The sequence below is a fragment of the Saccharothrix carnea genome (assembly GCF_003014735.1).
In the GTDB taxonomy this organism is placed as follows: domain Bacteria; phylum Actinomycetota; class Actinomycetes; order Mycobacteriales; family Pseudonocardiaceae; genus Actinosynnema; species Actinosynnema carneum.
The window spans coordinates 134,789-153,068 of the sequence record NZ_PYAX01000013.1 but is presented as its reverse complement, the minus strand read 5'-3'; the positions used below and the strand labels follow the sequence as shown (position 1 = coordinate 153,068).

Here is an 18,280-nt window from a genome sequence, read left to right as displayed (position 1 = left end):
CCCGTGCCCAGCCCGACCGCGACGACTCAACTCATGCGTTGCTGATGCAGGACGAGGCGCAGGTCGGGTCGCACCCGTCGTCGGTCGCGCACCTGCCGACGCCGGCGGGCAACGCGTCGGTGGACACCCGCAGGTCCAAGTCGAACTCGGGGTCCAGGTTCGCCGCGCCGGTCACCGCGGTGTCGATCGGGAGGACGAGAGCCAGTGCCGTCATCATGTGCTCCAAAGGTTGTGCGGATGTGGAAATCGGTGTGACGGCTCACGGATGACCGGACCGTCATTTCTTGGTGAGCGGTGGCTTGCGGATCGGAGCGTGGACGCGCCGAGTCAAGGTCGACGCGTCCACGCTCATGTGGCCCTCGGCAGGGCGACGGGCGACCGCCGGCCAGCTGCCGCGTGCCGACCGTTCGCGGTCGTGGGAGGCCCGTCAGCTACCGGCTGCGTTGGGCGGTGGTCCACGCCGCGCATGTTGATCTCCGTATTCGACGCCAGTTGGAGCGCCGCCAACGGTGACCTGCGTTTCAGACATCGGGGTTCTCCTCGTTGAACCAGCGGGCTTGCTGCGAAGCAGTCGGCGGCCACAGCCGCACGTGGAGGTCGACCGGCACCAAGTCAGCGAGCCGGACGCCTGCAGCGATCACCCGATGCGCCGCGTCGTGGAACGGAGGGCACGGCCACGACCGGGCTGAGCAGACAGAACAGGAGGACTGCGGGCCGCGGCGGTCGGCAGGTGAGCGGTGAGGTCGTCGATGGCCGTTGCGATACGGCCAACGGGGCTGTCGGTCGCCACGACGACGGCAACGACACCGCGTGTCCCGTCCATGCCTCACGCGGCCACGTCATGACCAGTGAGCGCCTGGTAGACCGGCAGCCGCCGCCGACCGCTCAACAGATCGGTCACCAGGTCGTCGTAGCCGATGCACAGTTCGCCCAGCCGATGCAGCACCAGCTTCGCCGGATCGCGTGCGGCCGGGTCGTCATCCTCGGCCAACAGCCGGGACCACGCCCACAGTGCGGCCAGCCGGTCGACCAACTGCCCGAGACGTTCGGTGTGCAGTAGCCGCGCGCCGGACTCGCCGAACTGCCCGGTCGCCCAGACGTCGATCTGCTCGGCGAGCCTCGATCGGGTGACGTCGTGGTCGTGGAGAGCGCGGAGAGCTGCGGCGATCGCATGGTCATCCCTGCACGGGTCGCTGACGATCCGCTGAGCCTCGGTACGCGCCCGGTGCTCAGCTCCCAAGTCCGCCACCACGGCGAGCACCGGGTGACCGCCGTCGACCTCGCGGGGACCGTTGAAGGCTCGGACCACCAGCGAGGCGCGCGGGATGACGCCGGCAGCGTTCATCGTCTTGCCCTGCTCAAGCGGGGTCTCCGTCATGCCACCAACCGTGCCCGCTGTCAGCACCGTTGCGGGCACCGGGAACGGAGGATGTCAAGGGGAGGATTCGGGGAGGGTTGCAATCCTCCCCTTCCGGGGAGCAGTACCCGTCCGATCACGATGCGTGCCACGATGGCCCGGGTCACACTCGGGGAGGCTGGACCAGTGCCCACGGCGAACGATCAGCTGCGGCAGGCGCGGGAACGCACCGCCTCGCCCACCCAGCCTGACGAGTGCCTGTCCCGACAGGAACTCGCGGACCTGGTCAACGCCTACGTCTGGCACCACCACCAACGCAAGGTGGAGCTGGACGCCAACTACATCGGCAAGCTCGAACGCGGCGACATCCGCTGGCCGAGCGCGCTTTACCGCGAGGCCCTGCGCGTCACCCTGGGTGCATCCAGCGACGCCGCACTGGGCTTCAGCAACCGCCGCCGGTCGGTGGTAAAGCTGGCGACCGTGGACCGAAAGCAGTTCCTGCGCACCGCCGCCCTCGGCGTCGGCACCCTTGCGCTCGCCCCGGTCGCCGCCCTGCTGGAGGGCACCCAGCCCACCACGGCCCCCGCCCGTGTCGGTCAGACCGAGATCGAGCAGATCCACACCGCGGCACGCGTGTTCGCCGGGTGGGACCACACCTACGGCGGTGGCCTGGCCCGCGAAGCCGTCCTCGCCCAACTCCGCTTCTCCGCCGACCTGCTCGGTGCCAACTACCCCGCCAAGCTGCACGGCCCGCTGCACAGCGCCGTCGGCTACCTCGCCCACACCTGCGCCTTCATGGCCTTCGACGCCTACGCCCACGACGACGCCCGCCGCGTGTTCCAGTTCGCCCTGGCCTGCGCCGAGGAGGCCGAGGACTGGCACCTCCGCGCCAAGATCCTCTCCTCGATGGCCCGGCAGGCCATCTGGATCGGCAAGCCCGACGAGGGCCTGACGCTCACCGAGCACGCCCTCGTCCGCTCCGACCGGCTCACCGCCACCGAGCGGGCCATGCTGCACACGGCCCACGCCCGAGCGCTGGCCAAGATGGGCCGCGTCCGGGAGACGCTCATCGCCGTCGGCACCGCCGACGACCACTTCGCCCACAGCAACCCGGCCAACGACGCATCGTGGATGCGGTACTACGATCGCGCAGCACGTTCCCGACGCCGACGGCCAATGCCGCTACTGCCGGGCAGGACGCTGGTGGCGCCGGACACCCGTGCCCTGCCGGGCGTTGCTGGAGTTCCAACTCGCCCGTGACAACGCCCTCGCCCACCGACCGCGACACCGACTCTCGACCGCGAGGGACCGCACTGGCACGGCGACCCGGTTCTTGAGATGCCGCACTCCCCGCGGCGGACCGCCCGACACCGCGTCCGCCACCTGATCCACCCGGCTCTGGTTCGCCAGCCGCTCGCCACGCCCGATCACGCCGCCCCCACGTGACCCGTCGTGCGCAGAGCGCCGAACCGAAGCCGGCTGCCGGGGCGGCAGGTTCCGCACCCCTGCCGCCCCACCCCCACCTGATCCACGCCGTCCGCACCCGTGGAGGGCAGCGCCTCAACCGCGAACGATCGAAAGAGCAGCATGATCAGTCATGGAGATCAACCACCAGCCGCACGTGCTCACAGCGAGGTGGTGGGTTGATGAAAGGCACGCCCACGTTGCGTGGCCGCCTGCTCGGCCTCGAGCTACGTCAAGCCCGTGAGGCGGCCGGCGTGACCGTCGCCGACTTCGCTGCCCGCGTCCAGTGGACCCTGGAGCAGGTCGAACAACTGGAGCGCGGCGTCAGCGACTCGTGGCCTTCCGATCTGGCCGTGTACAGGCCCGTCTGCGGAACACGATGGGACCGGCTCACTGACGCGGCCCAGCAGGCGGACCAACCGGAGATGTGGTGCCAGTGGGGTGACGCGACGAGGACCGCACTCGACGTGCTCGGCCGCACCGCGGAGCGGATCGACCTCTTCGCACCACTGGGGATCCACCCCGCCCTCGAACACCTCGACCCGGAACGTTGCACCGCCTACGTACTGGAAGATGCCGTCGTGGACCACAACAAAGTGAAGGTCCGCGTCATCCCTCACAGCGCGGGCGCGTACCCCGGCGTCGAGCATCACCCGATGACCTACTTCCGCATGCCGGACAGCCCCGCAGTCGTCCTCTACGCGTACCTGCACGCAGCACAGTTCACCCAGGAGACACCACACCTGATGTACGCGTACAAGCTATTCGACCAGCTCGACGAGTTCGTCGTTGCCGTTGGCGATCCGTGACGGTCACGAACCGTCCAGTAAGGACGCTTACCTGTATGCCGTCGCAGTCGCACCCCACAACGAGCGAAGTCGCCATGCCGAACACAGTCATGCTCCGCACCGACGTCTTCACCAAGGCGATGGTGCTCGCGGGCTTCAGGTCCGACTACGGGATGGCCAAAGCCATGGGCGTCAACCGATCCACAGTCGCCCGGGTCGTCAGCGGCGAACTACGACCTGGTGCCGTGTTCATCGCGAGTGCGCTCACCGTGCTGGCGCCTATGGAGTTCAAGGACCTGTTTGACATCGTTCCTCTCGATGAGGCGACGCTGACTCGCGGCAAAGACTGACTCGCAGTGTCTGGTTCGGGCGTCGACCACAGTCGGTGCCCGAACCAACCTCGACGCACGCCCTCGGAACAGGATCGGCAGCCTTGCCAACCCTCGTGATCTGCGGAGAGGGAGGACCGATGACAGGTACCCGGCATCTCGTCTCGACTTTGCGCGGGCAGATAGCCAAAGCGCAACAGGACTGACATGGACGACTGGTTCGCCGCGCAGCGCGGCCACGTTCTGGCGACTCTGCGCAGCGCGATGAACGTGCCGGAAACGGCGGTGGATCTGCTGGTCGAGGTGTGGCCAGTGGTTCCGGCTGACGTGGACGAAGACGCGCTGCACCGGTTGAGTGACACCGGAAGCGAGCTGGCAGCGGTGCTGCCGACATCACTACGGCTCGCGGTGGCGTTTCGCCGGGCCGCGCAATCGCTGCGGGCCCGTGGTCGACTTCGACTCGCCGCGGTCCACGGGACGCGGGAACTCGCGATTCACCGGCATTGCGACGACGATCCTGACGCCACTGCTGCGGCGGGGTCTGTCAAACGAGCGGTTCTGTCGCTCATTGCGTGATCAACGGTTCGAGCTGAAGGGTCGTTGAACTCTGGCGCTGCTAGTGGTTGAGCAGGATTCGCTTGCGCAGCAGGGCGAAGCTCGCCCTTCCATAGGTCTGCCGCTTGAGTAGCTTGATCTTGTTGACGACTCCTTGTGCAGGGCCGTTGTTGTGGGGCAGGGTCAGCCCGGCGGTCACGGCGTCGTTGTCCTTGCGCAGACCGTAGACGAAGCGGTGCAGGGCGGGCAGGTCGTCGGCCAGGACCGCTTCGATCCAGCTGCCGAGTTCCTGGCCTCGGCGGTGGGTGAGAATCCTCGCGAACTCGCGGACCCCTCGTGTGAGGGCGGTCATGGGTGGGCGGCTGGTGGTCAGGTCGTCGAGATGGCGGCGGTGGTGCTCGGGCAGGCTTTCGGGCCTGCTCGTGAGCCAGGTGACCAGGCGCCGTGGCGAGGGCGGGACGCGGTCGGGCTCGGCCCGGCCTTGTTTGAGATAGCGGACCAGCAGGCTAGCGCTGCCGGGATAGCCCAGGGCGCGGGTCTCGGCGAGCAGGTGGGTGACCGGGATATCGGGTTGCCGCACCAGCCGGCGGCGCAGGTGGTCGCGGTAGGGGTCGACCATGCTTCGCCGGTAGGGCGGCGGGCGCCGCATCTGCTCGGCGGAGGGGATGCGGGCATAGCGCTTGACCGTGTTGAGTGACACGCCCAGGCGTCGAGCGCATTCCAGCAGCCCGACACCTTGGTCGAGCAGGTCGTGGATCGCGGCGTGCCGCTGCAGGGCCCACTCCTCCGCGGCCTGGGTTCGCCGTGCCGGTCCGACGTACCAGCACGTGCTGTGCGCGGTCACGGTCTTCTCCACCGCCGCGACCAGGTTGTTCCAGATGTGCCACCGGTCGCCGATCTGAATCGCGTTCGGGGCGCCTTGGCGGACGGCTTCGGCGTAGGTGGCCGAGCCGTCCCGACAGACCATCCTCACCCCGGCATGTTCACGCAGCCAGGCGGTCAGGGTCGCGGCCCCGCGGTCGGGCAACACGTCGACTCGGCGGTGGGTGACCGCGTCGATCAGCACGGCCGCGTAGCGACGACCGCGCCGCAGGGCGAAGTCGTCGACCCCGAGCACCTCCACCGCCTCGACCGGCGGATCGAGCAGGGCGTGCACCAACCGCAACAGCGTGCTCCGACCGGTCGGCAGTCCGAGACCGGCGGCCAGGCGTGCTCCGGTCCGGCCAGCCAACGCCAAGCCGATGCGCTCCAACGCGGTGCGCGACAACAGGGTGCGCCTCGCATGCTCGACGGTCAGACCGTCGACCTGCTCGACGAACGTCCCCACCTCACAGTCCAGGTGATCGCAGAAGAACCGACGCACCCGGAAGCGCAGCACCACCGGCCGACTGGCCACGGGCGCGTCGTCCAGCTTCCGGTCGTAGCGGCTGTGCACCCGACCCGACCGCACACCGCAGGACGGGCAAGGCGCGGACTTCACCGTCGTGCACCCCCAGATCCGCACGCCCGAGGAGGTTCGCTCGACCCGCTCCACCATCACACCGGCAAGGTGCGGCAACAGAACGTCCAACCAGTCACGATCACGCCCTGACCATGATCGCATGCACCTCAGGCCCACCAGCGGCTACCCGAACTCGTTGATCACGCAATCAGCGACAGAACCGCTCGTTTTGCAGTCCCCAGCGGTCTGCATGTGCAGACCGAAGAACATGATGCGGTGGCTGGTAGCCGGACGAGCCGTGAAAGCCAGGGCCGCGGTCCGCACAGCGGTTCCCCGTCCGACGGAGGCGATGGTCGGACGGGGAACCACTTCAGGGCTGGTTACGAGGTCAGGAGCACGTCGTGCCGTTCAACGCGGGTGAGGTGAACGGTGGCGTTGTTCCCTCGTAGTTCGCGTTGTACCCGATGGTCGTCGTTCCACCGGACGGGAGTGATCCGTTCCAGGACGTGTTGGTGACTCGGACCGCGTCTCCCGAGTCCGCCCACGTCCCGTTCCAGCCCTGCGTGACGGTCACGCCCGGCGCCGAGAAGGTCAGGGTCCAACCGTTGAGGGCCGAGCCCCTGTTCCCGATGACGATCTCGCCGGTGTAGCCGCCAGTCCACTGACTGACCACGCGGTGGGTAACCGTGCAGCCGCTGCCGGGGTTGTTTCCCGTGGTGGTCGTGGTCGTAGTAGTGGTGCTTGATGTCGGGCCTGCTGCGATTGCCAGGTCGTACGCGCGTTGCGGCACGAACTGGCCGGCCGGTGCGATGCATCCGTCCGACTCACCGGGCAGCTTGACCCACAGGAAGGCGTCGATCTTGGAGTCGCCTGTGTTGGTGGTGCTGGGCGTGCCGATCGCACGTCCGGATGGGTCGCACCACTCGCTGCCTGCCGGACCGTTGCCGTTGCGGCTGGTGTCCACCACCGCCTTGAGTCTGCCGTCACCGAGGGAACCGAGCACGGCTTTGGCGAAGGAGACCTCGTCCGAGGTGGCGCGGTAGTTCGACACGTTCGTGGAGATGCCGTCCGCGCTGTTGGAGATGTCGGCGGCGCGCAAGCGGTTCGCCGCTTCCGACGGGCTGAGCCACGCGGAGTGGCCGATGTCGAAGTACACCTTGGCCTGCGAGGAGCCGGACTTGAGCTTCTTGCCCGCGTAGGCCATCGAAGCCCGGGTTTCGCTCTGCTGGTCCGAGCTCTGGCAACTGGTCATCAGCGGGAGGACGTCGGGTTCCAGCACGATCGTCGCGGGACGTCCGCCCAGTCCGGCCGCGACTTCGTCAACCCACGCGCGGTAGGCCGAGTGCGAGGGCGCGCCGCCACCGCTGGCCCCACCGCAGTCGCGATTGGGGACGTTGTAAACCACCAGGATCGGGATTTTCCCGGCCGAGGCCGCCGCACCGACGAACGAGCTGACATCCGAGCGCACCGACGAGGTGTTGGTGGTGGTGAACCACCGCGCCTGTGGAACCGAGGCGATCCGGTCGCGGATCACCGCCGCCCGCGAGTCGCCGGAATTGGCGGCGACCCACTTGGCGCTTGATGTCGAAGGGTCCACGTAGAAGGCGGAGTCGGCTGCCTGAGCGGTCGTACCGGCGGCCACGGCCAAGGCAGCGGTACTGACTACGAGCGCGGTGGAGAGGCCGAAGGCGGCTGTGGTTTTCTTCTTCCGCGTCACCGTGTGTCCTCTCAGAGTGCCGGGTAGGCGTTCTGGACCAGGGCCGTGAAGCCCGCGGGGAACCAGGACCCGGCGTGCGGGGCGTTCGCGAGCGCGCCGGTCAGGTTGCCGCCGTTGGCCTGGTTGTCTCCGCGGTAGGACGGGTCGCACATCGGGTCGTGCTGCTTGCCCTCTTCGTTGGGGCCGTCGGTCTTGGTCGCGATGCCGTCGGACTCGCCGGGTGGTTTGATCCACACGTAGGCGTCGAAACCGGTCCGTGGCGCGGCGGTGGGTCGTGCGCCGATGCCCGCGCCGCTCTGGTTGCACCAGTTGCCGCGGTGCAACCTGCGGTCGATGCGACCGGAGTTGACGTAGGCTTCCGCGCTGGACCCGCCAGCTCCGCTGGGGCGGTTGGCGCCGCCCCACCCGTTGCGGGAAGTGTCGATCAACATGCCGATGCCGCTGGAGAAGCCCGCCGAGACGAACCGGGCGCGCATCTCCGTGCTGTAGTCGGCCTCGTCGAAGTGCGGGTTGTACTGGTAGTAGGGCGCCGCCTGCAGCGGCTGTCCACCGACGTTGTAGGTCGGGTCGGGCAGGTTGACCTCGTCGGTCGGCGTGTAGTTGGCCAGGTTGGACACGAACCCGTCCACGCTGTTGACGCCCTTGATGGTGCCCTTCACGGTGTTGGCGATCAGCTGCACTGCGGGGCCCATGTTGGAGCTCCAACCCAGCCAGCCCGAGTGCGCGATGTCGAGGTAGTTGTAGACATTCGGGATCGCGGCGAGCTTGTTCAGGGCGTACTGGATGCCCTGGACGTACGCTCCGCTGGAGCTGGCCTCGGCGCACTTGGACTTGCCCAGGTTCGTCACCAGGTTGGGCAGCGAGTCGGGTTCGACGATGGCGACGATGCGCAGGTCACGGTACTTCGAGTTCGCCAGGATCGCCGCGATCGGGTCGATGTACTCGGTCTTGTACCGGGCCAGGCCGTTCTGGCCGACCTGGAGTTCGCCGTTGGAGGCCAGCGCGGCGCAGTCGCGGTTGGGCAGGTCGTAGATGACGACCTGGATCACCACCGGCGTGCCGCCCGACGCCTGCCGCACCGCCTCGTCCAGGTGGCCGGTCAGCCCGCGGCCGGAGGTGATGGCGCCGATGCGGTCCATCCACACCGCGGTCGAGTTCTGGGCGACCTTCCGCATGGCGGTGCCCAGCGTGCCGCCGGTCGAGTCGGCCAGGCTGTTGACGTTCGCGACGTAGTCCGGGTTCAGGTAGCCCTTGGCCCCCGAGTAAGGATTGGCCACGTGCTCACCGGGGTTGCCAGTGGTGGTCGTGGTCGTCGTGCCCGTGGTGGTCGTTGTGGTTGTCGTGGTCGTCGTGCCCGTGGTGGTCGTTGTGGTTGTCGTGGTCGTGGTCGGACCGCCGTTGCAGACTGTCCCGTTGAGTGTGAACGATGTCGGGGCGGTGTTGGAGCCCGAGTAGGAGGCGTTGAAGCCGAAGCTCGCAGATCCTCCCGTGGGCAATCCCGGTGTCCATTCCGGGTTCTTGGCGCTCACGTGCTGACCGGACTGGGTGTAGGTCGCGCTCCAGCCGTTGGTGACCTTCTGGTTACCCACGAAGTCCCATTCCAGGGTCCAGCCTTCTGAGATCGCGTCGCCCAGGTTCTTGAGCGTGACATCGGCTGTGAAACCGGTGTCCCACTGGTTGATGCGGTAGTCGACCGTACACGCGGGGGCTGCGCTGGCCGAGGTGCTCGCCAGGATCAACAGCCCCGAACAGAGGCTCAGTGCGGCGGCGACAGCGCCGCCGCGGGCCAAGATCTTCGCTCTCATGCAGAGTCCTCGCAGCGTGGGTTGTTGTTTGCGTTGCGGATGTTCGTCTGCTTCGGGGAGCACTTCCCGGTGGTCGGTGGCCGATGGGCCACCGACCACCGAAGGCTCAACCCGCGTAGTACACGTCCGGCCAGGGAGGAGTGGCCATGCCGTTGCCGATGTGGAAGCTGGGGTGCGGGGGCTGGTTGTAGGCGGTGTTCTGCCAGGCGATCGCGACCCGGTACATGGTGTCGTGCATCAACGTGGGGATGCGCCGGTCGGTCTGGTCGGGTGTGGAGTAGATGCGCAGCGCGCTGTTGTCACTGGTGCGCCAGACGACCTCCTCGCGCCAGTCGCCGAACAGGTCCGCGGACAGCGCCGGGGTGGCTTTGGTCCCGTTGTTCGACGACACGTTCGAGCCGGTCAAAAGCCGGGTCTCGCCGCCCGTGCCGTACTTGTCGATCTTCGTCTGGTCGAGCAGCTCGCGGGTCGGGTCGCCGTCCCACCAGACCAGGAAGTTCATCGACGACGGCTCGCGGCCGATGGCGTTGCCCCTGGTGTCGCGGAGGCTGGAGTCCATGGCGGACCAGGATTCCGCTCCCGCGCTGCCCGCGTAGATGTCGCCGGACACACCGCGGCCGTTGTCACCGCCGGAGGCGGTGGTCCACAGGCGCTGGCCGGTGCGGGCGTCGGCGAACCACGAACCCGGCTTGGAGGAGTCCTCGGAGACCTTGAAGTACTCCAGACCGGAACGCGACGGGTCGAGGTCGCCCAAGTGCGCGGCGTCGCCGTGGCCGAGGCCGGTGTTCCACAGCCCGCGTCCGTCGTCGTCGATGGCGGCGGCTCCGTACACGATCTCGTCGCGGCCGTCCTGGTCGACGTCGCCGACGGTCAGGGCGTGGTTACCCTGGCCCGCGAAGCCGCTGTTGCCGGAACTGGAGCTGTTGGAGTCGAAGGTCCACTTGCGGGTGAGCTGGCCGTTGCGGAAGTCCCACGCGGCGACGACGGCGCGGGTGTAGTAGCCGCGCGCCATGATCAGGCTCGGGGTGGAGCCGTTGAGGTAGGCGGTGCCGGCGAGGAACCGGTCGACACGGTTGCCGTAGCTGTCGCCCCAGTTGGAGACGGTGCCGCGGGCCGGGACGTAGTCGACCGTGGACATCGCCGCGCCGGTCTGGCCGTTGAACATCGTCAGGTACTCGGGACCGGAGAGGATGTAGCCGGCCGAGTTGCGGTAGTCGGCGCTCGCGTTGCCGATGGTCGTGCCGCGGCCGTCTCGGGTGCCGTCGGCGGTCTTCATCGCGACTTCGGCCTTGCCGTCGCCGTCGTAGTCGTAGACCTGGAACTGGGTGTAGTGCGCGCCCGCGCGGATGTTGCGGCCCAGGTCGATGCGCCACAGGCGGGTGCCGTCGAGGCGGTAGGCGTCGATGTAGACGTTGCTGGTGTAGCCGGACTGCGAGTTGTCCTTGGAGTCCGAGGGGTCCCACTTGAGCACGAACTCGTAGTCGCCGTCACCGTCCAGGTCGCCCACGCTCGCGTCGTTGGCGCTGTAGCTGCCTCCCGGCGACTGGATGGGCACGTCCCGGTAGCCGTCGGCGAACGTCAGCGAGGCGGGTGACGCGGCCTGCTCGGAGCCGTTGACGACGGCGCGCACGGTGTATGAGGCGTCGGAGGAGGCGCCGTTGTCGTAGTAGTTGGTCGAGCCGGTGATGGGTGAGCCGTTGAGCTTGGCGCCGCTGCGGTACACGTTGAAGGCGACGTTCTGCGGGTCACCGCCGAGCAGCCGCCAGCTCACCAGGTTGCCGTTGCCCGAGCGGACGCTCACCAGCCCACGATCCAGCCGCTCGACCTGCTTGCGGCCACTGGGATCGGGAATCGGCTGGTTCGACGTCGTCGTCGTTGTGGTCGTCGTCGTTGTCGTCGTAGTGGTCGTGCCGGTGGAGCTCGTGGTGGTTGTTGTCGGGTTCGTACCACCGGTGCAGGTGGTGCCGTTCAAGGCGAAGGAGGTCGGCACACCGACCGTTGTGCTCGATGTGGTTCCGTTGAAGCCGAACGCCACGCTGCCGCCTGTCGGAATCGATCTGTTCCAGTCGACGTTGGTCGCGGTCACATCCGCGCCGGACGCGGTGAACGCCGCGTTCCAGCCCTGCGAGTACCGCTCGGCACCGGGGAACGCCCAGGCCAAGGACCATCCGTCGACCGGGTCGCCCAGGTTGGTGATGGTGACGTTGGCGGAGAATCCGCCCTCCCACCTGTTCTGCACCACGTAGTCGACCCCGCAGCCGGGTGTGGCCGAGGCGACGCCGACGGCGGTCAGGCCGACGACCAGTCCGAGCGCGGCGGTCGCGGCCAGGGCCGCCCGCCGTGACAGGGTTGTGAGCATCGTTGCTCCTGTCCGCGTCCCGCAGGCGCTGCCGTGGGACGTCGTTGTCCGTTGTTGGCAGGGTGGTGGTGGGTCGGAGCCCGCCAGATCCGACCCACCACCTGCTTTCAGGGCGTCAGACGGAGATCTTGCCCGCGCCCGCGCCGTTCACGACGGTGGACTTGACACCGCTCGCGTTGTCGACGGAGTAGGAGTAGGGAATGCTCGCGACGGAACCGGCGGACTCCGGCGATCCGGAGCCGACGAAGTAGTTGTTGCGCTGCACGAGCGCACCGGGGTCGGATCCGGCGTAACCGACCAGGGTCGGCTCGTCGACGTTCTCGAAGTAATTGCCCTCGACCAGCACACCTGCGTTCATGGTCGACGCGACGCCGTACTCGTTGTCCCGGTAGTAGTTGTTGAACACGTGCACCGGATTGCCGAACCGGACGCGCGGGTGCCGCGTGCCGGAGCCGTCGAAATAGTTGTGGTGGTAGGTCACGCGCAGGTGACCGATGTCCTGGCTGCCATTGCCGTCGCTGTGGCCCAACAGCATCGTCTTGCCGTGGTTGTAGGTCCTGTTCCACGACACGGTGATGAAGTCGCTGGCGCGCTTGATGTCCACCGCGCCGTCATAGCCGTTGGTGAAGCTGTTGTGGTCGATCCACACGTTCGTGGAGCCCGACTCGACGTTGATCGCGTCGTCGTCCCACCCGGAGAAGGACAGGTTGCGGATGATGACGTTCTTCGATCCGCTCAGGGTCAGGCCGCAACCGGAGATCGTCACCCCCGACGCACCGAGGATCGTCTTGTTCGACCCGACCTTGATCATCCCGGAACAGGAGAACGAGCTGGTGACCCGGACGACCGAGGCGCTCGTGCCGCTCACCGCCGAGGCCAGTGCCGAGGAGTTGCCCACGCTCACCGACGAACTGCTGCCACCGCCGGTGGTGCCGCCGTTCTGGGTAGCCCAGCCGACCAGGCCGCCGGGCGGGTTCTGGTTGGTGGTGGTGGTCGTGGTCGAGGTGGAGGTCGTGGTCGACGTGGAGGTGGAGGTTCCCGTGGTGGATCCGGTGCAGGCTACGCCGTTGAGCTTGAACGAACTGGGCACCGGGTTGGAATCCGACCACTTGCCGTTGAAGCCCGGTGTCACCGACGCGCCGGTTCCGATCGAGCCGTTCCAGGCGGCGTTGGTCACCGTCACCGTGCTGCCGGACTGGGCGAACGACCCGCCCCACCCGCTGTCGACGGACTGGCCTGCGGCGAAGTCCCATTGCAGGGTCCAGCCCGACACCGCGTCGCCCAGGTTGGTGATCGTGACGTTCGCGCCGAAGCCGGTGTCCCACTGGTTGGTGATCGTGTAGTCGACCCGGCAGCCGGCCGCAGCGCTGGCACTCGTGCCGCCGACGACCACCAGACCCGCGGTCACCGCGACCACCGTTGCCCCCGCGAGAATTCCCGCACCCTTCCGGGATCGGAATACCTTGCGCAGACTCATGCACGCCTCCTTGCGAGCAGGAATGAGCGGAAAAGCTCTCCGAAGCGGCATTCACACAGGTGAAACCGGGTTCTCGCGAACCGTTGGGAGCGCTCCCAAAGACGCTAACGCAATAGTTTCGAGAAGCACAAGGGCGACTGGGGGAACTTGCCAATCAATTGATTCACATTCATAAACCGGAAGAAAGGTATGCGACCAGCCCGTGCGGACCACGGGAGACGAGTGGTCCGCACGGGCATTGCCGTCATACGGTCACGAGACCGAGCACGTGGCCCCGTTGAGCGTGAACGCGGTCGGCGCGCTGTTCGTGCCGTTGTGCGAACCGGTGAACCCGAGGCTCAACGAACCGCCGGCGGCGATCACCGGGTTCCAGCTCTCGTTGCGGGCACTGACCTGGGACCCGCTCTGCGACGCGATGGCGTGCCACATCTGGGTCACGGTCTGACCGTTGGAGAACGACCACGCCAGCATCCACCCGTTCACGGCCGACGACGAGGTGTTCTTGATCGCCACCTCACCCTGGAATCCGCCGTTCCACGACTGGCTGACCCGGTAGGTGACGTCGCAACTGCCACCGCCACCGCCACCTGACAACGTTGTCACGGTGACGGCGCTCGACCTGGACGAGCGGTTGCCCGCCGCGTCCAGTGCGTACACGGCGAAGGTGTACGAGGTGGAGGCGCTGAGCCCGCTGATCGAGGCGGAGTTCGTGGACGGGGACGCCACGGTCGTCTCGGAGGAGCTGTTCACGCGGACGACCTGGTAGGAGCTGACGCCGACGTTGTCGGAGGACGCGCTCCACGACAGGGTGACACCGCTGGACGTCACGTTCGACGCCGAGGGGGTTCCCGGGGTGCTCGGCGGCGTGGTGTCGTTCGGGTCGCCGCTACCGCCGTAGACGCTGGCCTCCTTGGAGGTGGCCTTGATGCCGTTGGAGCCGTTGAAGAACCGCTGGCCCCAGCTGGTGAGGCTGGAGGCGTTGAAGCTGTTGGCCATGTCGAGGTACTCGACGCCGCCGCCGTTGCCGCTCCACGACCAGCCCATGTAGCCCAGCTTGAGCGACTGGGTGATGGACATGATCGAGTCCTCGTCGGGGTTGCCGTCGGAGTGGTTGTACCCGAACTCGCCCACCAGGATCGGCAGCTTCGCGCTGACGAAGGTGTTCAGGTACGAGCTGATCTCCGACGACGTGTCGTACACGCCGTACATGTGCACGGAGAACACGGTGTTCTTCAGCGAGTCTGCACTGAAGACCGAGGACGCGTTGTCACGCATCGTCCCCGACCAGTCCTGGCCCCAGTTCGGCGCGTCGACCATCAGCGTGTGGGTCAGGCCGCCGGAGCGCAGGGTCTGGATGGCGCTCTTGGTGTCACCGACCCAGTTGCCGGTGTTCTGGTTGCCGTAGGGTTCGTTGCCGATGTTGATGATGACGTACTTCTCCTGGCCGGCGATCGCGCTCTTGATGCTCAGCCAGTAGCTGGCCGCCCTCGCCAGGCTGGTAGCCGAGCCGTCCTCGCCGTACCCAGTGGTGTCGTGCACCTCCAGGACGCAGATCAGCTTGTTGGCCTTGCACTGCGACACGATGTTCGCCACGTCGGAGGCGTCGTTCTTGGTCCACCGGTCACCGGAGCCGAGCACCACGCGGATGCTGTTCGCCCCCAGCGCCTTGATGTCCTTCATCGCCTGGGTGGTCTTGTCGCTGTACCAGGTGTGCGCGTGGTTGACGCCCCGCAGCACGAAGTCGTTGCCGTTGGCATCGTAGAGCCTGCCCCCGCTGACGTAGAACCCGTTCGCCGCCGAGGCGGCGGGGGCGGTCGCCAGGGGCACGACCGCGGCGGTCAGCGCTACCGCGGCGACCATCGCCCATCGTCTGAACATTGCTTCCTCACAGTTGTCGGCGTTGACAATGCGGAACCCGATACCGGGGCGGCTCGGGCCACCCGTCGCCTCCGTGCGGGTCGACGATCGGGGAACCCCGCGCGGTGGGCGGACATGCTCGGTGGTTCCGAGATCCCTGCACCGCCCACCCACTTCAGCAATGAACCGCTTAAGTGTCAAGGGAAACTTCTATAGAGCGAGGTCGAAGCGCTTCGAAGCGAAGTGCGCTCGGAGCATGGCGAGTCGATAACTGAACCGCTTAAGCGGCAGGCCCGGTGCTGTCCCTGATGTGCAAGGTCGATGCGAGGTCCATCTCGGCCTGCTCGCGCCCGTTGTGGACTCGATCCAGCAGCAGCCGGGCCACACGGGCGCCGTAGCCGGCGTTGTCCCGGGCGAGTGCGGTCAGTCGAGGCCGGACCAGCTCGCACAGCACGGAGTCGTCCCATGCCAGCACGGATAAGCGTCCCGGAACCTGGACACCCATCTCGGTGGCGGTGCCGAGCGCGGCGACGGCCATCACGTCGTTGTCGTAGAAGATGGCCGTCGGACGCTCCGGTCGAGCGAGCAGGAGGCGCGTGGCCCTCGCTCCTTCGTCACCCGCGGGCTCGGACGTCACGACGATCGGCTCGGGCAGTCCGCGGCGACGGGTCGCCGCGCTCAACGCTTCGGTCCGCACGGCCGTACGGCTGAGATGGGTCATCTCCGCCACTCTGGCGATCCTCCTGTGCCCGAAAGCCGCGAGGTGGTCCACGGCCAGGTCGAGAGCCGCGTCGTCGTCGGTCCACAGTCCCGGGAGGCCTCCCAATCCCGCCGGGCCGCCGGCGACGACGGCGTGCAGTCCCAGCCCGCCCAGCACCGGTACCCGCACGTCGTCGGTTCGCAGGTCCACGACGATCACGCCGTCCACCATGCGCCCGGCCGACCATCGCCGGTAGGTCTCGATCTCCTCGTCCTGATCCGTCACGACGTGCAGGAGCAGAGAAAACTCGTGTTCGGCCAGTTCGGCTTCGATGCCGGACAGGAAGCCCATGAAAAACGGTTCCACGCCGAGTGCCCTCGCCGGACGGGGTACCGCGAGCCCGATGACGTGTGTACGGTCGGCGGCCAGGGCCAGGGCCGCGCTGTTGGGGCGCCACCCGAGGCGGGCCGCGATCTCCAGGATTCTCCGGCGGGTCGCCTCGGACACCCCGGAACGGCCGTTGAGCGCGTAGGACACGGCGACCTTGGAAACTCCCGCCTCGCGGGCGATGTCGGACATCGTCGGCCGTCTCATCGACACCATGCCGATCGACTTGGAGGACGGGTGCTTTGACGACGTGGAGGCTGCTCACTTCGTGGCACCGGCGGTGAGTCCGTTGTAGATCAATTTCTGCAACAGCAGGAACACCACCAGCGTGGGCAGCACGACGATGACCACGCCGGCCGAAATGACCTCCCACTGGGCGCTGAACGGCCCTTTGAAGCGGAACAGGGACGTGGAGATCACGCCCAGGTCGCGCGAGGGCATGTAGAGGAACGGGATGTAGAACTCGTTGTAGATGGCGATGCCCTTGACGATCACCACGGTGGCGATGGCGGGCTTGAGCAGCGGGAGGATGACCTTCCAGTAGATGGTCCAGCGGGAGGCGCCGTCGACGAGGGCGGCTTCGTCCAGGTCGTGCGGGATGGACCGGATGAACTGCAGGAAGATGTAGATGGACACGATGTCGGTGCCGGTGAACAGCAGCACGGCGGCGGCGCGGGTGTCGTGCAGGCCGAGCACGTCGATCACCTGGAACGTGGCGACCTGCGTGGTGACCGCGGGCACGAGCGAGGCGACGAGGAAGGCGGCGAGCACGGTGCCGCGCAGGCGGAACCGGAACCGGTCCACGGCGTAGGCGGTCATGGAGCCGATGAAGATGGTTCCGGTGACGGAGAACAGCAGGATGATCGTGGTGTTGAGGAACGCGGTGCCCATCTCACCGTCGGTGAGCGCGGTGGCGTAGTTGTCGAAGTTCAACCAGTCCGACGGCGGGTCGAACGGGCCGTCAGCGCGGAACTCGGCGGCATCCTTGAGGGAGGCGAGCAGCACCACGGCCAGCGGCACGACCGCGACCAGGCCGGCGAGCACCAGCGAGAGGTAGGCGACGGGTCCGGCCTTGCGGATGGTGGCGGTCTTGTGGACTGCGGTTTTGCGTGTGCTCGTGGAGGTGGTGGTCATGGGGTCGTGCTCCGGTCGTCGGGGAACAGGCGGCGCTGCACCCAGGTCACCAGCAGCACGAGCGCGAGGAGCACGAACGCCATCGCCGAGGCCAGGCCGACCTTGTCGAACCGGAAGGCCATGTCCACGGTCTGGATGACGAACGTCCGGCTGCCGTTCGCGCCGCCGGTCATGATGTAAGGGATCTCGAACACCGACAGCGAACCGGCCAGGGCCAGGATCGACATCAGGCCCACGACCGGTCGGATGCCGGGCAGGATGATGTGCCGGAACTGCTGCCATCGCGTCGCACCGTCCATGTCGGACGCCTCATAGAGGTCCGACGGGATGGACTGGATGGCGCCGAGGAACAGCACGAAGTTCAGTCCCGTGTAGCGCCACACCGACACGCCCGCCAGCGAGTAGTTCACCGTGTCCGGGTCACCCAGCCACTGGTGCCCGGACAGTCCGACGAACTCCAGCAGCGAGTCCAACGTGCCGTCGGGACGGAAGAAGTACAGGAACACGAACGCGATGGCCACACCGTTGATCAGGTATGGGAAGAACAGCAGGCCCTTGAACAGGTTCCCGAACCGGACTCGGAAGCTCAGCAGCGTCGCGAAGTACAGCGCCACCGCCAACTGGAGGAACGCCGCGACGACGTAGTAGAGGCTGACCAGGAACACCTCGAACAGCTGCGGCCTGGTGAAGATCTCGACGTAGTTCTCGACGCCGACGAACGGCATCCGCTTGCTCACGCCGTTCCACGACGTGGTGCTGTACCAAGCCATGCTGATGACGGGGATGTAGGTGAACACCGCCAGCAGCAGCAGTGGAAGCGCCAGGAACAGCCACGGCAGCGCGCCGGCCCGGCGTTTGCGGTGACGAACCGGCACCGACCGCCGAGAGGGAGCGGTCGGTGCCGGCGCGG

Annotated in this window: 15 protein-coding genes; 4 read left to right on the top strand and 11 right to left on the bottom strand. The window is 67.4% G+C overall.

Features of this window, described 5'->3' with window-relative positions; genetic code table 11:
- Positions 1 to 31 precede the first annotated feature (31 nt).
- Both B0I31_RS31475 and B0I31_RS31470 read right to left on the bottom strand, forming a co-directional pair.
- Complete coding sequence (locus B0I31_RS31475; RefSeq protein ID WP_106619077.1) at positions 32 to 214, bottom strand: FxLD family lanthipeptide; 183 nt, start codon at positions 212 to 214, stop codon at positions 32 to 34.
- A 612-nt stretch (positions 215 to 826) separates the two neighbouring features.
- Complete coding sequence (locus B0I31_RS31470) at positions 827 to 1,378, bottom strand: DUF4254 domain-containing protein (protein ID WP_106619017.1); 552 nt, start codon at positions 1,376 to 1,378, stop codon at positions 827 to 829.
- Between the two features lie 165 nt (positions 1,379 to 1,543).
- On the opposite strand from B0I31_RS31470, the gene B0I31_RS31465 reads away from it, so the two are divergent.
- The 4 genes from B0I31_RS31465 (at position 1,544) to B0I31_RS31450 (ending at position 4,514) form a co-directional block, all read left to right on the top strand.
- Entirely contained in the window at positions 1,544 to 2,617 is a 1,074-nt protein-coding gene (locus tag B0I31_RS31465) for a helix-turn-helix domain-containing protein (RefSeq protein ID WP_106619016.1), read from the top strand.
- A 386-nt stretch (positions 2,618 to 3,003) separates the two neighbouring features.
- Positions 3,004 to 3,630: a Scr1 family TA system antitoxin-like transcriptional regulator gene (locus B0I31_RS31460; protein WP_106619015.1), complete on the top strand. Its 627-nt coding sequence runs from the start codon at positions 3,004 to 3,006 to the stop codon at positions 3,628 to 3,630.
- Positions 3,631 to 3,665: 35 nt separating this feature from the next.
- Positions 3,666 to 3,959 (top strand): transcriptional regulator, encoded by a 294-nt coding sequence (locus B0I31_RS31455; RefSeq protein ID WP_245950576.1) that lies wholly within the window; start codon positions 3,666 to 3,668, stop codon positions 3,957 to 3,959.
- A gap of 186 nt (positions 3,960 to 4,145) precedes the next feature.
- Positions 4,146 to 4,514, top strand: a complete 369-nt coding sequence (locus B0I31_RS31450) for a hypothetical protein (RefSeq protein ID WP_106619014.1) — start codon at positions 4,146 to 4,148, stop codon at positions 4,512 to 4,514.
- 40 nt (positions 4,515 to 4,554) lie between these two features.
- Here B0I31_RS31450 and B0I31_RS31445 read toward each other — a convergent pair whose 3' ends face one another.
- From B0I31_RS31445 to B0I31_RS31405, 9 genes are all read right to left on the bottom strand, one after another.
- Entirely contained in the window at positions 4,555 to 5,973 is a 1,419-nt protein-coding gene (locus B0I31_RS31445; RefSeq protein WP_181320571.1) for an ISL3 family transposase, read from the bottom strand.
- A 349-nt stretch (positions 5,974 to 6,322) separates the two neighbouring features.
- Positions 6,323 to 7,651 (bottom strand): glycoside hydrolase family 6 protein, encoded by a 1,329-nt coding sequence (locus B0I31_RS31440; RefSeq protein WP_106619012.1) that lies wholly within the window; start codon positions 7,649 to 7,651, stop codon positions 6,323 to 6,325.
- A gap of 11 nt (positions 7,652 to 7,662) precedes the next feature.
- Positions 7,663 to 9,456 (bottom strand): glycoside hydrolase family 6 protein, encoded by a 1,794-nt coding sequence (locus B0I31_RS31435; RefSeq protein ID WP_106619011.1) that lies wholly within the window; start codon positions 9,454 to 9,456, stop codon positions 7,663 to 7,665.
- A gap of 106 nt (positions 9,457 to 9,562) precedes the next feature.
- Positions 9,563 to 11,815 (bottom strand): rhamnogalacturonan lyase family protein, encoded by a 2,253-nt coding sequence (locus B0I31_RS31430; RefSeq protein ID WP_106619010.1) that lies wholly within the window; start codon positions 11,813 to 11,815, stop codon positions 9,563 to 9,565.
- Between the two features lie 115 nt (positions 11,816 to 11,930).
- Positions 11,931 to 13,223, bottom strand: a complete 1,293-nt coding sequence (locus B0I31_RS41325; protein ID WP_245950575.1) for a pectate lyase family protein — start codon at positions 13,221 to 13,223, stop codon at positions 11,931 to 11,933.
- Between the two features lie 321 nt (positions 13,224 to 13,544).
- Positions 13,545 to 15,170: a cellulase family glycosylhydrolase gene (locus tag B0I31_RS31420; protein WP_106619008.1), complete on the bottom strand. Its 1,626-nt coding sequence runs from the start codon at positions 15,168 to 15,170 to the stop codon at positions 13,545 to 13,547.
- 259 nt (positions 15,171 to 15,429) lie between these two features.
- A complete protein-coding gene (locus B0I31_RS31415) occupies positions 15,430 to 16,428 on the bottom strand; it encodes a LacI family DNA-binding transcriptional regulator (protein ID WP_219910876.1) in 999 nt (332 codons plus the stop codon).
- Positions 16,429 to 16,497: 69 nt separating this feature from the next.
- Positions 16,498 to 17,370 carry a carbohydrate ABC transporter permease gene (locus B0I31_RS31410; protein WP_106619007.1) on the bottom strand — a complete coding sequence of 291 codons (873 nt, stop codon included), beginning with the start codon at positions 17,368 to 17,370 and terminating at the stop codon, positions 16,498 to 16,500.
- Positions 17,367 to 18,245, bottom strand: coding sequence for a carbohydrate ABC transporter permease (locus tag B0I31_RS31405; RefSeq protein ID WP_219910875.1), 879 nt, complete (start codon positions 18,243 to 18,245; stop codon positions 17,367 to 17,369). Before B0I31_RS31405 ends, B0I31_RS31410 begins: the two co-directional genes overlap by 4 nt.
- Positions 18,246 to 18,280: the final 35 nt, after the last annotated feature.